This window comes from Calothrix sp. CCY 0018, from assembly GCF_963920925.1.
Taxonomy (GTDB): Bacteria; Cyanobacteriota; Cyanobacteriia; order Cyanobacteriales; family Nostocaceae; genus Rivularia.
On the sequence record NZ_CAWUDI010000021.1, the window covers coordinates 23801 to 41193 of the forward strand.

Genomic DNA, 17393 nt, shown 5'->3' on the forward strand with positions numbered 1-17393 from the left:
GGTAATTGGGATTAACTATGAATTAAAGCTAAAAACTTGTATAAAGTATCTGCGGCTGATTTCAAATTTTTATTTGTAGATGAATACATCTTCAACCAAACTTGTTGGTAAATTTCTTTTGGGGAAGCTCCCATTTTCTTGATTACTTCAAATATGTCAAATAATTTAATCGCTATTTCTAAATTAAATTTGACTTCTAAAGAATCACTTGTCAAAAAAGCATTATTTCGTTTTAACCATTTCAAATCATCAATATCCCAATCAAATATCTCAGCAAGCATTTGATAGGGGTCTGGAATTTCTCCTTGGTCATAATGCAGGAAATTAACTAAGGTATAATCTCCGTTACTATAATTATCCTGAAGCTGTTTAAAACGAGTTATGGTTTTGATATCGTTTAAAAGATAATCTGACCAATTTCCCCAACGATATTCAAATTTTTGCGGGTAAATACTATCTATTGACTGATATTCTTCGTCAGAATAACGAACGTATTCATCCCCTTTCAAGAAGTATGTTTTACCTTCTAATACAAAAGCACTATCTATAGATTGCTCGAAGTGAACTGGTAAATTACCCCAGTTATCTTTTATAGACTTGGGAAATCCTTGATCAACATATTTTTGATTGGATTCGCTATATCTGATATACTGGTTTCCCTTGAAAAGATAAATATACCCTCTCTCAGATACGAATCCTGCATTAATTGAAGTATCTGGGTCGGTAAAATTGTTTTTAATCTTTCCCCATTTATCTTGAATAGGTCGAGGTTCTAATTCAGCAGAGCTTTGATATTCCTGACCTTTAAATAAATAAATATTACCGTCAGCACCCCAAACGGCTGCATCAATGCCATATTTAAAAGAAGCAGTGAATTGTGACATCCCTTCTTCACTTGTCAAATCAGCGATCGCTTTAGGATATCCATCATCTACATATTCATACTCATCTTGGGAATACCTGACATAATTATCCCCGGAAAATAAAAAGGTCTGTCTGCTTCCATTGACAAAGGCAGCATCAACATGATTATTTTCAACTATGCTGTTCTTCAATTTACCGATAATTTCAATATCGTAATTTTCGCTGAGTTTTTGCGATACTACATGAATATGGTTATCCATAAAGATGTAGAGATTCCGATTGTTCGCTACGATGGCATTTATTAATGTATCTGTCTCGTTAACGCTCAGGTCGGTAAGGGTATCTGTAAATTGTTCGGGAAGTTGATTAAATCCCGGTTCATCTGTTAAATCAACAATAAACTTGGGATATCCTGTATCTACATAACGATAATCTGCTGTCGAATATCTAACGTATTGGTCTCCGGAAAACAAATAAGTAATCTTATTTTGCCAAACGAATGCTGCATCTACTTTATTTTGCAGTCCGTTATTCACAAAGTTGTTATCAATTATTCCCCAATCTTCTTCAATTAACGTTGGTTCAGTAAATCTACTACCATCGTAAGTAACATAATATTCATCTGAGAAAAAATATGTTTTGCCATCTTTCCCGGTAAAAGCGGTTTTGACACGATCAAAAATATCTTTTTTAAAGGGAATATCTCTCCATATCCGTTCGAGTGGTTTGGGATAAGCCCAACTATCTTCTAAATTATTAAATTGGAGATAATGTTTCCCTGTTACCAGGAACATATTATCATTTTCAAATAGCGCTGCATTAACTTGAAGATATTTTTGAGGTATTTCCGATTTTTCTCCAACTTCAGTATATTCGTGGGGAATCTGCCAAAAATCAATATCTGCAACTTGAGGAAATCCTGAGTCTGGTTGGGAATAGTCTGCGGTGGAATAACAGACGTAACGAGAATTCCCTTGTGGATCTGCTTTTTCAAATAAGTAGGTTTTATCGTCTTTGACAAAAGCTAAAGCAACGGTAGTTAAACCTCCCCAGTGTTCAGAAATCTCTTGAGGAAGTCTTTCAATTTCTTCTTTAATATAAGTATTACCGGAATAAGTTACATATTGATGGTCGCTGAACAGGTAAGTTTTTCCATCGAGTCCGACAAATGCTGCATCAATGCTTTTATTCAAGTAAATATTATTTCTGACTATTCCCCATTCTTCATTTAGCGGATATTCTTTATTCAATAAAATATTAAAGCAATCCGCTCCTTTAAATAGATAAGTATTGCGATCGACACCATGTAATACAGCATCGAGTTCAGTTTTGAATTTATCTGGTACATTTCTTAATATTGGAGGTTCAACAGAATTTCTTCTCACTTCTTGACCTTCAATATTGCCGAAACGATTCCACGAATTACCATCAGCTATATATAAACTGTCTTCGAGGAAAGCACATTTGACTTGTCCAATATCTAAATCGTTGTAAGAATAAGCTTGATATAACCTTTCAGATACGACATGACATTTTGTTCCTTGGAATAAATATATATGACGACGGTCAGCAAAAGCAGCGTCAATCTTTCCTGACCAAAAAGTTTGCATTTGAAATCTGGGTTCTTGATGGAGAGAAGTGGAAATATATTTTGGATATCCTTCTTCTACTACGTCATATTGATTTCCTTGGTAACGATAATATTGGTCTCCGGAGAAAAGGTAGGTATGTATTAGAGTAATGGTATAGTTCAACGTAAATGTAATTTCTGCAATAATTTCTGAAGCTATTTGACGATTAATTGCAGATTGTAGTAAAGCGGAATCAATTTTATTGCGAAGTATACTATCGGGAGCAAATTCATTTCCTCCGACAATGCTACCATTACTATCGAAAATGCGGACTTGATAATTATCCCCAAATTTTGCGATCGCGATTGTATTTCTTCTATAATCGGGTAATTGAGAAGTTGTTAATTCTAATTGATAATCGTTATATTCAGCTTGAGATGTGACGACAACAGCAGCATCAACTTTTCCAGTTTTTGCGATATTATTGATTACATTTCCCCAATATCGGTTAGTTATATTGGGATATCGGTCTTCAACTTGATTATAATTATTACCGCTATATCTCAGATATTCCGTTCCGGAGAAAAGATAAGTTTTACCATCTTTTCCAGTAAAAGCAGCGTCAACGGATTCAAAAGGAATACTATCCCAATGGGTATTTAAATCTTGTGGTTCCGACCACCAACGCTGTTTATTATCGAAATAGATAAATTTATTGTTGGAGAACAAATATACTTTATCATCCGAACTATTTAAAACTGCATCTATACGGTGAAAAGCAGCTCCTTCCTCAACTAAACTAAAAGGAAGATTCCACCAGTTATCATTAGGTTCTTGGGGATAATTTTGATCTAGTTCTGTATAATCATTTGTCGAATAGCGGACGTAAACTGTATTTTCGGTAGAATCCATCCCAAATAAATAAGTTTTCCCGTCTAATATAAAAGCAGCATCGACATGAATTAAACCACCCCAGTCATCTTCAATCGTCCGAGGATATCCGCAATCAACCTGAGAATAATCATCTCCCGAATAACGAACGTATTGATTTCCCCCGAACACATAGGTATGACCATCTAAACCTACAAATGCAGCATTAACAATCCCAGTATCAATAATACTATTAGGAACAATTCCCCAGTGCTGTTTTACATTGCTTGGGATAATAGGAGTATCATTATCGTAAGCATAAAAGCTGACGAATTTATTATCCTTGAACAGGTAAACCTTTCCATCCTCACCTTTAAAAGCAGCATTAATCCCATTTTTAAATTCCGCTGGTAAGTTGGGATAATAGGATTCTAAAAGTCTGGGGAAACCGGATTCAACAATTAAACCGTCATTTTCCAAACAGTTTTGATAAACAATTACCTGATTACCAGCAAAGATATAATATTGACCACTATCAACATAAGCAGCGTCAATATTACTTAGATTCTCAAAATTATTTTTAACCTTTCCCCAAGTTTGCGAAATACTTCTTCTTTGAGATGAATTTTCAGAACAAATATAGCTGTTGTCCTTGAAAAGATAAATTTTATCATCAGTACCTTGAAAAGAAGCATCAATTGATTTATGAAACTCTACAGGTAATTGATAATTTGAACTAAAACCTTCATTTTTCCAATTCCCAGCGATTTCTAAAGGATATCCCTCATCCACAAAATCATAACTACCATTGGAATAGCGAATATATTGATCTCCGAAAAACAGATAGGTTTTACCTGCTTTATCTTGAAAGCTTCCATCAATATGTTCTGGTGACTCGAAATCGCTTTCAACCAATCCCCACACCTGCTTTTCCTTCACCCACCGAGTACTATCTTTCTCCTTACTATAAGATTCACCCCCAGCAAAGATAAATGATTTGCCATTTTTATCAACTAAAGCAGCGTCTATATGAGAAATATCTTTAAAATAGTTAGATAGGGAGCTAATATGATTATCCCTACTGATTCTATTCGCTAAAGTTTGAGAATAACCTATTTCCGTTAATTTAAATGTTAATTCTTCAGATTTAAACTGATTATAAGTCTCTGCTGAATAAGTCCAATATTTATTATCCTTAAATAGATATATAATTCCTTCCGGACTTTCCCATAAAGCATCAATACTGTTGATATTTTCAGGAAGAATTAATTTTTCCGGGAATTTCTCTACAATATCTTGGTCTTCCAGAATAATTTCAACTTCTTTCCGATTCAACCTTAAAATAGAGACTAGTAGAGCAAACTGTTGTATTCTCCGATAGGTAAAATTGAATTTATTATGATTCGGCTCTTCCGTGATTGTATCGTCATTGTTCACCACAGCTAGAACCGGAACCATAAATTCTTCGACAATCCGATCCGAACTTTGAAAGAAATTATCAAAAATGACTTTTAATATATCTTTTTCTAAACCAAAGATTTCTTGAGAAACATCCAACAACACCATTTGTTGAATTTCAGCAATCTCTCGAACTTTCTCAGAAATCTCCTCGATCGCAGAATTGACGGTTTTCGCAAAGCTATGTATGGCAAAAAAGATATCCTTATTATAGTCCTCGAATTTTTCTAAATTAAAAATAAGTGCATTATTAATATTGAGGAAGTAATCAATTTTGTCTTCAGGGATATACCCGCTCTCCAGAAGAAATCCATCTGCTAATATGTCAATCAATTCTTCCCGTTCTTCAATATCAAAATCTAACTCATCAAGAATTTCCGGATTGAATTGATATTGTCCAGAGCTAGAGATAATTTGACCAATCTTATTAAAGATAGCTTCCGTCTCTTGATCGGTGAAATCGGAATCAATCGTAAATTCAGCCAAATTATCTGGTTCTAGGAAAAAAGATTTTTCATCGTTTCCAATTATCCCATCGTCGTTGAGATATTCAATTTTAATACTCTCAAAAATTAAATTAGCAACAATTTTATCCGCTATTTCAGTAAAGGATTCTTTCGTGAAAACGTAAAAACTGGACTTTGATCGATCAATTAATTCCTGAATAGCTTTGAGTATCTTGTGTCGATAGGGGTAAAACACCAAAGCTAATTTAAACTCTTTTACATCTTGAGTTAATAAACTCTCTTTATTGATGAATATATTATCCCCATCGATATACTCGTTAAACTGTAGATTTTCCATCAAATCTGAAATTTCAGCTTCGGTGAGGGGAAGTGCTGAAAATATTTGTTTATTAAGGGTAATCTTCTCTTGTTCAAATTTTTCAACTCGTGAAAATATAACCTGAAAAATCTCTGCTGAATAATTTTTAATTTTGGTATTGACTTCAAATAACGAATAAGAATCGAATGTAGTGAAAAAATCCGGTTTTAAAATAGTTCCTTCGTCATTAATATAACCGTTAACAATTAAATTATCGTATAATTCTTGACGCTGTTCTTCAGTAAGTGTAAATACTGCTAAATCAGAAGGATAAATAGCAACATCAAGGATGTATATTTCTTCTTCTTCTATATCTATATATTCTTCGTCTTCTTCATCCGTCAATTTAACTTCATTAGCAATTAAATTAAGAATTAACTCAAAAAGGTCTTTGCGATAATCGCTAAAATCAGTTTCTATCTTGACTTTAACTGAATCCGCAATCTTCTCTTCATTCAACTTCCCTTCAGTATCAATATAACCTTGTAAAATTAAAGCATTGAAAATTCTATCTAGGAGATTTTGCTCTAAACCTAGATACATAAAATCTTCTTTACTAAAAGTTTCAATATTTTTTAAAGCTTGATAAGCAGATTGATTAACGGAATCTTGTTTATATTTAACTAATCGATTATCAAAACTGGAAACTTGATTGTCAGATGTCAACGTCTGGTAGATAATTCTCGCAGCACGATTATCAAATAAATCAGAATCAAATAAATCTACGCTCAAAGCAGTAGGTTTAAACTGCTGGTAAAGCTGATTTAAAAAAATGATTTTCTCTTGTTTGCGTTTTTCTTCTTCTACTTTTATTACTTCATCTACCTGAAATTTACCAGTTAACACAAACTTGAGTTGTTGAGTGGTAAATTGATTGGTTTTCATCCATTTTACGATGGAGAATAAAATTTGTACCAACCATATTGAATCAACGTTGGTTCTGGAAATAATTTGATAACAATCAAGTATCTCCGTATCTCGTTCAATTAAAATATCAAAATTACTGTATCTTCTAATTGTTGGGTCTGTTTCTAAGATATCGAACAAATTAAATAAATCATCGTAGGAAATATCCAGGGTTTCAGTTAATTTACCAATCCTGAATAATAGGGATAAAGCAGAAAGCTCAACCTCTTGGTATTCTTCACTATTCTTACAAATATCAAGGGGAGTTTCGTTTAGTTCATCACCATCATATTTACTAGATTTACTTCTAAATTTCTCAATAATTTTACTCAAATCTTTGTCATAAATACCCAAAGCTCTGCTCAAACGAATTCTATAAACTTTATTGCTCAGAGCAAGAATATCCCCCGAACAAGCTAGTTTAGTGTAAGTAGAATTAGAATACGCTTCGGGAATAAATTCTGAGACAGAAATATATTGTTGATCGATATCGGTAAATTTTAAATTAAAAATCCTATTGAATAAATCTTGGGGTTGATCTTCTCCGATACCTAATATGTTGATATCGCTGAAGAAAGCACAAATAACATCATAGGGAAGCTCGGATAAATCGTGTAATTGTTTTATGACTGCAATATTCTTAATTGCTTCAGCATCAAGTTTATTTTTACAACAACTACGAAGAATAATATCTAAGTCAGTAAACGAAATACCAATTTTCTTTGATATCCTGATAAATCTATTTACTCGCTCATACCATACAGGTATATTAGAATCTTTAATCCCTATAATATTTTCTTCATTTTCATCTAACTTTGAATAATCATCTAATTTATAGTTAATAAAGAAATTAGCTGCTCGATCCGTTTCCTCGCCATTTAAATTTTGATATAATAATTCTCTTAATTCAGAACCAGAAATCTCAGTAATTTTAAGAAAATATTCTACCTGCTTTAAATCGCTAAAAGATTGATTGTTATAAGACTTTCTAATTTCTTCTTCTCGATTTTCTTCAATTATATAAGTATTATATTCCTCTTCCGATAATCCTAAATACTCCCTAGCAACGATATTATAGTCAGTTTGTCGGCTAAATGATTTATATAATGATTCATTAGTAATATTTAAATAATTAAGAAACTTTTTAACTCTTTCATTTTCATAATTGAAAGGTAAATTAAAAGGGTACTTAGCAGTTCTCATATCCTCATAGACATCACCCTGAGATACCTTCTCTTCTAAAACTTGATTAACAATATCTAGATATGGAATAGTACCGTAAGTATTTTCAGAATTTAGCAATATACTTTTTATATCTTCCCTTCGATCCAGCTGTGGTTGCTCAAAATTATCATCTAAAAGCTGAAGCAAATCAGTTAGATATGCTGCTGGTGAATATACAGAACGACCATCATCACCTTTCTTAAAATTTAATTTACCGAAAAGCTCTTCGTAGCTTGGTAAATCTGGATTAGTACTCATGGGGTCTATTTATATTCCTGTAATTTTATTTTTAGAATCTTCTTCAGGCAACATTTGCACAAAAATCAGATAGAGACAGCATAGCTGAACACTACTTAATTACCTCTAAATTTTGTAACCAATTTTACTTGTGCCTTGAAATGTTATCCTGTGCATTTTCAAGGGCTGAAGCTGAATCTTTGAATTTAATCTTGATCTTATGACTAAGCTTTATTGTATGTTTTGAAACACATCTAACTACTTCATAGAGTAAAAGCTCTACCTCAAAAAAGTAAAGTGTATAAATAAAACTTTACATCGTGAGGTTTTATATTTAATTTGATCCGTTTACTTATATCCTTTGACTTATTGACAAAATACATTATCTAACTTTTCACAAATAAACACGCGCAAATTCGAGACTAACTTAAGCTAGCAGCCATTAAATCATCAGCTAGATCGAAGTTAGCTGTCACATTTTGCACATCGTCTAAAGCTTCAAGAGTATCAATTAACTTTATCAGCAACCGCGCTTGTTCTAAGTCAGTCACATCTATGTTATTGCTAGGAATCCAGCGCAATTCTACATCGGTAACATCAAAACTTTCTTGAAGAGTTTGGTTGAGGTTTTCTAAATCCGCAACTTCCGATACAACTTCCGCCATATCATCTTCGGTGATTTCGTAAAATTCGGCACCACCTTCTAAGGAAGCTTCGAGAAGTTTTTCTTCGTTAGGAATATCTTTTACAGTACAAACGCCTTTTTGGTCGAACATCCAGCTAACGCAACCAGTTTCTCCCAGATTGCCGCCATTTTTGCCAAAAGCTTCTCGTAAATCCGCTGCGGTACGGTTGCGATTGTCCGTAAGTGCTTCAATCAAAATTGCCACACCACCCGGTCCGTAGCCTTCGTAGCGAATTTCCTCAAACTCTGCTTCATCGTCTGCAAAAGTACCCGCACCTTTAGCGATCGCCCGCTCGATATTATCGTTAGGAATACCCGCTGCTTTGGCTTTTTCGATGGCGGTACGCAGTTGAAAGTTACCATTCGGATCTGCTACACCATTTCTAGCGGCAACAATAATCGCACGGGATAGCTGAGTGAAGGTTTTGCCTCTTTTAGCATCAACCCGCGCTTTCTGACGCTTGATATTAGCCCATTTACTATGTCCTGCCATAATCCCAACCTATAAAATTGAATCAACCACTAAGATATATAAATTTTTCTCTAAAATTAACTTCATTTTAAGCATTTATGCTTCAATGCAGTGTATTAAATTTTTGAAAATCAAGAAACCGTGTTTTTCAATAGCTAGAATTATTACAAGAAAAAGAATGTTTTATAAAAAATTATTGGCTTTACTAATAGTTTCGATAATTATCGTCACGGGATGCCAAACTTCATCGAGTGAAAAAAGCAATGTAACGCATCTGACTTTATGGCAGGGAGTAAATCCACCTTCTAATCGAGATGTTTTGCAAAAGTTAGTAGATAAATTTAATCAAAATCATCCCAAAATTCAAGTACAGTCGCTTTATGTAGGGCAACCAGATCAGCAAATGCCTAAGATTTTAGCGGCAGTAGTGGGAAATGCACCACCAGATTTATTATGGTTTAATCCCACAATTGCCGGACAATTAGTAGAATTAGATGCTTTAGTACCGTTGGATGAAATGTTAAATAAATCCCCGGTAAAAAATGAAATCGATCCGGCTTTGTTTGATTCAATGAAGTATCAAGGAAAGATTTGGTCGGTACCCTTTGCAACTAATAATGTTGGAATTTTTTATCGTCCCAGTTTATTTAAAGCTGCCGGAATTAATGAATTACCCCGCACTTGGGAAGAGTTTCGTCAAGTTGCTAAAAAATTAACTCGCGATACCAACGGAGATAATAAAATTGACCAGCACGGTATCTTTTTGCCATTAGGAAAAGGTGAATTCACAGTATTTATATGGCTGCCATTTATGTGGAGTGGTGGGGGGGAATTAGCTTTGGAACCCGCAAAGGTAGATTTGGCGAATAATAAAGGCGCGATCGCAGCTTTGCAATTGTGGCAAGATTTAGTCAAAGATGGTTCTGTAGTATTATCTGCACCGGAGAGAGGTTTTGAAACAGATGCTTTCGTCGCTGGTAAAGTTGCAATGCAGGTAACTGGACCTTGGACTTTAACGTATATAAATAATGATATTAAAGACGGTGATTATGGCGTATTTTCGATTCCTGTAGATGAACGTCAAGCTACTAGTATTGGTGGAGAAAATCTGTTTTTATTCAAAACTACATCAGAAAGAGAAAAAGCAGCTTTACAATTCGCGGAATATGTAGCAAGTGAAGATTTTCAGACAGAATGGGCGTTAGGTACTGGATATTTACCTGCAAATTTAAAGTCGCGTCAAAGCGAAGAATATCAGGCTTATCTTAAAAAACATCCCACCGCAAAAGTATTTTTAGAACAAGCGCAATACGGGCGGAGTCGTCCGGTTTTTGCCGGTTACAGTAGAGTTTCGCAAAGTATCGGTAGAGCAATGGAAGCAGTTTTATTAGGTAAAAGTAGTCCTCAAGATGCTTTGAAAGAATCGCAGCAGAGGTTGGATTTGATTTTTAAATAGGGAATAGCTGTAGGTTGGGTTAGGCAGACGACAAATATGTAAACAAATTTAGAAGTTATAATTCTGCCGTAACCCAACATTGTAATTCGTGGATAATAACGGCATATTAAAAGAATTATCAAAATATTAATGTTGGGTTACGACACGATTAATTAATATTGTAGTAATAGGCATAAGTTATTTTCGTGTCTAACCCAACCTACTAGTGATTTGTAGGTAAAAAATAAATACTAACCCAATATTATAATTTGTTGATAAAAGTTTAATAACAGTTTTCGGTTGATTTGAATACATTTAAAACCTCACCCTCGTTGCCTCTCCTTATTAAGGAGAGGGATGTCTATCAATAATTTGTGGGTGAATCATAAGAATATTTTTTATGCCCTCAAAATATAGATGTTGGGTTACGACACGATTAATTAATATTGTAGTAATAGGCATAAGTTATTTTCGTGTCTAACCCAACCTACTAGCTAAACCTAATAAGAGAATAGCGATAATTGCATACAATATCCGAGTTGTCCGTTCAGCCTTTGTCAATGTTTCTTGGTAGGAAAGCTGGTGATTTTGAATCAGAAAGAATGCTGGTGGAGTAATTAAAAAGGGTAATATCTTACTTAATGAAAGTCGCACTAAAAAATTAATATTCCATAACTTTTGACGAATCGGAGCTTGATTATATTGCCAAGGATAACCTACTTGCATCAAACGTATTAATGCTTTTGTGTCGGGAAGTCGCGATGATTCATACAGAGGTAAGGCTTCAACAAGATTATTATTACTTTGTTGTAATGCGTCGTTAAGCGTACATACATCTTCTAATGCTGAGTTGACACCTTGCCCTAAATCTGGGGGAAAGCTATGTATTGCATCTCCTAAAAGAACTATGAATGATTCTCCGTTTAATTTTGAATAGAATCCATCGCAGTATTGCGGAATCGGAAATGTACCACCTTCAGTTAGAGCAAATCTTTCGGCTTCTTGGGAAGAAACTATTTTATTTATGGATAGTTGTGGAAAGGATTTCGTTAAAAAATCATGCATTTCCTCACCGCTTTTCAATTCCCAGATATTATGATTTGGTTTGGTAATAATATTAGCGCTACGAACTTCATCTGGATCTTTGACGGGTAATAATCCCAAGGATATTGAATTTTTCCTATCTTTGAATGCACTACGAACAGCATATGCCATTTCGCTCTTCGTTAGTTCTTCGCCTTTTTCATCTAAAGGAAATTTTGGCGGCAATGTTAATATTTTGTATCTTAATCCCGAACTTGGTGAAGGGAAATAATTCATCTCAAATTTGCTTGATGATGGTTTCTCCCACTTTTTGAGAGTATTTCGGACTATTGAGTTAATTCCATCGCATCCTACTAAGAGAAAAGGCTGAAACTTTATTTTTTCACCATTTTCGATTTCGGCGATCGCCTTTATTTCTTCAAGCTTACTTTCTCCGTTAATAGTTTTATTTATTTCAACGCACTTCGCATTAAATATAACGGTAATAGAGTCATGCCAATTTTTTTCTATTTCTTGATAAAGTAGATTAACAAACGTCTTGCGAGTTATCCAATAAGCCGGTTTTCTGTCAGGATTTATAATTGGTAGTTTTAAAGTTTTACGATTACCATCCGGCGTAATTTTAGTTAAATAAAAATCTGTGCTGGCAACGCCATTTTTAGGTAATTGCTCGGTAATTCCAATATAATCTGTAAATTTTTGACCGCGCCCATCTATTAAGTAGTTAAATGATTTATCGGGTTCGTAATAATCTGCGGTAGGGCGTTTTTCTAATACTGTAATATTTGTCCAACCGCGTTTAGCTAACATCAGGGCGGTTGCGAATCCTGCGGGGCCACCTCCAACAATTAATACTTGTTGATGGTAATTATTATCGTTCATAATTTATCTATACATGATTTTTATTTTTTAATTTTACTAGGACTTACGCAATCGCAACAATAAATTAGGTATTCGCAACGTTAAGATCCCCCCAACCCCCCGCTAATTTGGGGGGCTTTACGTAAGCTAGTAGGTTGGGTTAGGCAGACAATAAATATGAACACAAACGTAGAAAATTTAATCCTGCCGTAACCCAACATTGTAATTCTTGGATAATAACGGCATATTAAAAGAATTATCCTTCATCTTGATGTTGGGTTACGACACGATTAATTAATCTTGTCGTAACAGGCGTGAGTTATTTTCGTGTCTAACCTAACCTACTAAGTCTGCGGTTTTATCTTCAGTAATCTTCTGCCATAAAGAAAGTTATATAAAAATTAAGCAGATAATACAGCTTTCACTTTTCCAAAGCGTCGCTCTCTATTTTGATAGCTTAATAATGCCTCTTGGAACGCTGCTCTGTCAAAATCCGGCCATAAAGTATCTGTAAAATACATTTCTGAATAAGCCATTTGCCACAATAGAAAGTTACTTAAACGCTTTTCACCGCTGGTGCGGATAAGTAAATCAGGTGCGGGAATATCTGCTGTATATAAATTTTGTTCTATCAAATTATCATCGATATCTTCTGGATTAATTTCGCCTTTTTGGACTAATTCTGCAACTTGACGACAAGCGCTGATGATTTCTTTGCGACTACCATAATTAACTGCGACATTAAACAGAACATCTTTATTATTGGATGTTTCTAACATTGAACGCTGCATTTCATTTTGTAATACTTTCGGTAGCGCGGATAAGTCGCCAAGAAAATTAATTCGCACGCCTTCCCGATGCATTTCTTCTAATTCGCGGCGCAACATTTTTTCAAATAAAAGCATCAGGAAATCAACTTCTTCAGTTGGTCTTCGCCAATTTTCGGTAGAAAAAGCGTAAGCTGTTAATATATTTATTCCCCAATCTTTACAGCATCGTAATAGTTCTTTTAGTGTCTTTGCACCTTGCCGATGTCCGGCAACTCGTGGTAACTTTTTTTGAGTAGCCCATCTACCGTTACCATCCATAATTACGGCTACGTGTTTGGGTAAGTTTTGTAAGTTTAAATCTGCGGGTAAGTTGGAATTCATAGGATTGTAAATTTTAGAACTTAGATTTTATACAGTAAATACAGAAAATTAGGGCTTGGCTACGAGGAATTTTGAACTTTGATTTGAACTTGGATTTGAACTTTGAATTCCTGTATCTCCAAATAGTTCATTTAAATACTTTGGTGTCAGGGTATTATTCCAAATCCACAGTTGATGTATTGCAGAAGTAAACCTAAATAACAAGCTTGATTTGTTACTAAAACTCCAAGAATTCCATTTCAGCGTTTGCATCATCCGTTTTAATGTTCTTGTTAAACTATTACGTGTATATTTTTGATGGCGAGTTTTAATCAAAGTTTTGGTTATTTTGATTGCAGAAGTATCGGGATAAGCCCAAACACCAAATCCCCATAATTTTGTCATGTGATTGATTTCATCTATTGCTAACTGTTCTAAAATGTCTTGCAGCGAGCCGGTTGTATGAGCCATCATCCATAAATAAAGACAAGTCGCGCCGAATTCAGTTGCTATGCGATGTAAACCGTGACGATACAAGTCTTCGTAGGGATTATCGCTAGGTAAATAGCCTCTATCAGCTTTTGATTTTGATCAATTGTTCCTCCTACATACTGAGCCATTTACGGATGTAATTCCTGTAAATATTGCCGAATCGTTTGTGTATATCCTCGGATAGGCGCTTCGGTATTTATCGCACCGACTAAAACCGATAAAAACACTTGTAAATCCATACCAGTTATTTGTTCGGAATTAATACTTTGCCAGTCAATGGGTTTCCAAACACGGGGTTGTGGTTGGTTAAATTGCGATGGTAAATCTTTTAAGCGTTCGTGTAGTTATTTTTTTGACAGATAATGTTTGATGAGAGAATTGATATTTTGCTGAATTTGAAAGTAGTTTGTGTGGGGGTTTATTTTAGTTGCCCGATTCAAAGCGGATTTACTAAGTGTTTCTATCATCTATTTTTAAATTAAAGTGTTTATTTTTGCTCTGATATTATTATTTTAAGCGTTCGTTTAGGGTTTGTCAGTCGGGTAAAGTAGGGTAAAAAGTATGGTTGGGATATTAGATAAAAGTTAAAAACGCAAAGGTACGAGTAAATTAAGTTGTCTTCTTCATCATTTCTTTAAAAAAGAGATTAATAGTCGCGTCTTAATATACCTTTGTGATTCGTTGTTAAAGGATAGGAGTAAGGTTAATTGAAATATTAGGAGCTAAAAAGTCAAGTTTACATAAACTTGTCCTTAAAGACTGGTTTCCAACTGTAGACTAAAATAAAGCTTGCTCCTTACACTCGTAAACTAAATTAGCTTGGTTGTTAAACAATGGATGATGAGGCAGTATTGGTATGGTTGGATACCGTAATACCTTCTAAAACGGGAGAACAATTAAGCGAATTAGATAAAATTATTCTTCAGCAGGTTTGGCTGGGAAGAAAATATTTGGAAATTGCCGATTTTTACGGCTGTACTGAAGGGCACGCAAAAGATGTGGGTTCTAAGTTGTGGAAGTTGCTTTCTAAGGTGATGCGTCAGAAGATTACTAAAAGTAACTGTCGCCGGGTTTTAGAAAAGTGTTTTCGCAAAGCTGGTACAATATCGGGTTTGTTTGATTATCAAATTACGTCTCACGATTCCTCAGTTGAGATCCCCCCAACCCCCCTTCTTGAAGGGGGGCTTTGTTTAAAGGAAACCAAACAAGAAAATATCAATTTTATTGGTAGAAATGATGCAATCGATCGCATTGATAATTTAGTAAATCTTGGTAGCAAAGTTATTGTTATTCAAGGTGAGGGGGGTTTGGGAAAAACTACTCTTGCTCAACAATACCTACATTCTCAAGAATTTGATGTAGTTTTAGAATTGTTGATGGCGAAGGAAACTCAAAACATTACTTCAGCGCAACGAGTAGTAGAAGAATGGTTAAAATATGATTTGGCACAAGAGCCGGGATTGGAATTTGGCGTAACGTTGGGAAGATTGAAGCGACAACTCCACTCAAAGCGAATTGGAATTTTAATTGATAATTTGGAACCCGCGCTGGATGGGAAAGGACGGTTTATTGTACTTCATCGCAACTATATTGAATTATTACGGATTTTAACCGATGCCAGAATACAATGCACGACTTTAATTACTAGTAGAGATAGACTTTGCGAACCCGAATTGAATGTAACTCACTATCGACTTCCCGGTTTAGATGAAATTGCGTGGTTGCAGTATTTTAGTAATCGGGGAATGGCGATCGCTCTACCAACTTTACAAAAAATCCATCATGCTTACGGCGGGAATGCCAAAGCAATGGGAATTCTTTGTGGTTCAATTCAGGAAGATTTTGACGGTGATATGATAGCTTATTGGCAAGAAAATCATGCCGATCCTTTAGCAGTTACAGATTTAAAGAATTTAGCTGCTAGTCAAATTAACCGCTTGCAAAAACTTGATTCTCAAGCATATCGTTTGTTGTGTCGTTTGGGATGCTATCGTTACCAAGATGTTTCAACCGTAACAACTTCAGGACTTTTGAGTTTACTATGGGATGTCGCACCAGAGCAACACCATCAAATTATCGCTTCATTGAAAAATCGTTCTTTGATAGAATGTTGTAAAGGTGAATATTGGCTGCATCCGATAATTAGAGCCGAAGCTATTTCGCGTTTACGTAATAGTGAAAATTGGGAAATAACCAATCATAAAGCCGCAGAATTTTGGACGGATAGCGTACAAACAATCGAAAGTTTTCAAGATGCTTTACAAGCATTGGAAGCTTATTATCACTATATTGAAATCAATCAATTTGAATTAGCCGGAAAGCTGATTATTAAAAGTCGAAATAATCAGTGGGGGCAATTTTTACCCCTCGGCAGCACTTTGTATAGAATGGGTTTAATTCAACCTATTTTAGATGCAATTATTTATATTATTAATCGTATTGAAGACAATACAAAAGTCAGCGAATTATATAATATTTTAGGCGATTTATATTGGATTGGTGGTAAAGTAGAGGCTGCAATTGCATATCAAGAAAAAACAATTGACTTAGCAAAGCAGTCACTTGATTTGATTAATAAACAAGAGAATAAGCAAACATTTTATTATTATCGAATGCTCGAAGTAGATTCTTTATTAAGCATCGGACTTTATAAAATTGATTTATGGGAATTATCAGAATCTGCTGATTTATTTCAACAGGTGATTAATCTCGCTCAAAACACCGCATATCATCCTTGGGCAGAAAAAGCTGCTGTATGTTTATCTTTAGTTAATTCGTATTTAGAACAATATTCATCCGCTTATTTACTCGCAGATGAATGTTATAAAAGTATTACCGCAGAGCAAACAATTGAAAAAACGGGAAGATTTGCTTATTTTATTCAAATTCTCGGTCAAACTTACATTAATTTAGCAGATTTGGATAAAGCGAAGGAAATGTTTTTGATGGCTTTAAAATTTGCCGAAGAAAGTCACTACACGCAGGTTAAAGCAAAAAGTTTGAATGGTTTAGCAGAGATTTATCGGAGACAGCAAGAATTTGAATCGGCTTTGAAGAATCATTTAGCAGCGATTGAACTATTAGATAAAATTGGCGCTAAATGCGATTTAGCTGAAGCTTATTTTCAATTGAGTTTAACTTATCAAGGTATGGAGAATGAAGTTGAAAGTCGGGTGAATATTGATAAAGCTATTCGGTTATTTAGTGAGATAGAAGCGCCGAAGCAGGTGGGGAAAGTCAGCGAGCAGCGAACAGTTATCAATTAACAGTACTTGTATGTTCACGCCCGAATCACAGTAATAGCACGTTGATTTTTTGA

6 protein-coding genes and 1 pseudogene are annotated in these 17393 nt (G+C 34.6%); 2 read left to right on the top strand and 5 right to left on the bottom strand.

What is annotated here, in order from left to right; genetic code table 11:
* Nucleotides 1-11: 11 nt before the first annotated feature.
* Both ACM03V_RS16410 and ACM03V_RS16415 read right to left on the bottom strand, forming a co-directional pair.
* Nucleotides 12-7976, bottom strand: a complete 7965-nt coding sequence (locus ACM03V_RS16410) for a hemopexin repeat-containing protein (RefSeq protein WP_414621866.1) — start codon at nucleotides 7974-7976, stop codon at nucleotides 12-14.
* A gap of 401 nt (nucleotides 7977-8377) precedes the next feature.
* Nucleotides 8378-9133, bottom strand: a complete 756-nt coding sequence (locus ACM03V_RS16415) for a YebC/PmpR family DNA-binding transcriptional regulator (RefSeq protein WP_414621867.1) — start codon at nucleotides 9131-9133, stop codon at nucleotides 8378-8380.
* Between the two features lie 157 nt (nucleotides 9134-9290).
* Between ACM03V_RS16415 and ACM03V_RS16420 the strand changes: the two genes are divergently transcribed.
* A complete protein-coding gene (locus ACM03V_RS16420) occupies nucleotides 9291-10568 on the top strand; it encodes an ABC transporter substrate-binding protein (protein ID WP_414621868.1) in 1278 nt (425 codons plus the stop codon).
* Nucleotides 10569-11024: 456 nt separating this feature from the next.
* On the opposite strand, the gene ACM03V_RS16425 is transcribed toward ACM03V_RS16420, so the two are convergent.
* The 3 genes and pseudogenes from ACM03V_RS16425 to ACM03V_RS16435 all read right to left on the bottom strand — a co-directional run bounded on the left by ACM03V_RS16425 (nucleotide 11025) and on the right by ACM03V_RS16435 (nucleotide 14541).
* Nucleotides 11025-12473, bottom strand: coding sequence for an FAD-dependent oxidoreductase (locus ACM03V_RS16425; RefSeq protein WP_414621869.1), 1449 nt, complete (start codon nucleotides 12471-12473; stop codon nucleotides 11025-11027).
* Between the two features lie 380 nt (nucleotides 12474-12853).
* Complete coding sequence (locus tag ACM03V_RS16430; protein ID WP_414621870.1) at nucleotides 12854-13603, bottom strand: isoprenyl transferase; 750 nt, start codon at nucleotides 13601-13603, stop codon at nucleotides 12854-12856.
* Nucleotides 13604-13651: 48 nt separating this feature from the next.
* Nucleotides 13652-14541 (bottom strand): annotated as a pseudogene (locus ACM03V_RS16435) (ferritin-like domain-containing protein).
* Nucleotides 14542-14907: 366 nt separating this feature from the next.
* On the opposite strand from ACM03V_RS16435, the gene ACM03V_RS16440 reads away from it, so the two are divergent.
* Entirely contained in the window at nucleotides 14908-17340 is a 2433-nt protein-coding gene (locus ACM03V_RS16440) for an NB-ARC domain-containing protein (RefSeq protein WP_414621871.1), read from the top strand.
* The last annotated feature ends 53 nt before the right edge of the window (nucleotides 17341-17393 follow it).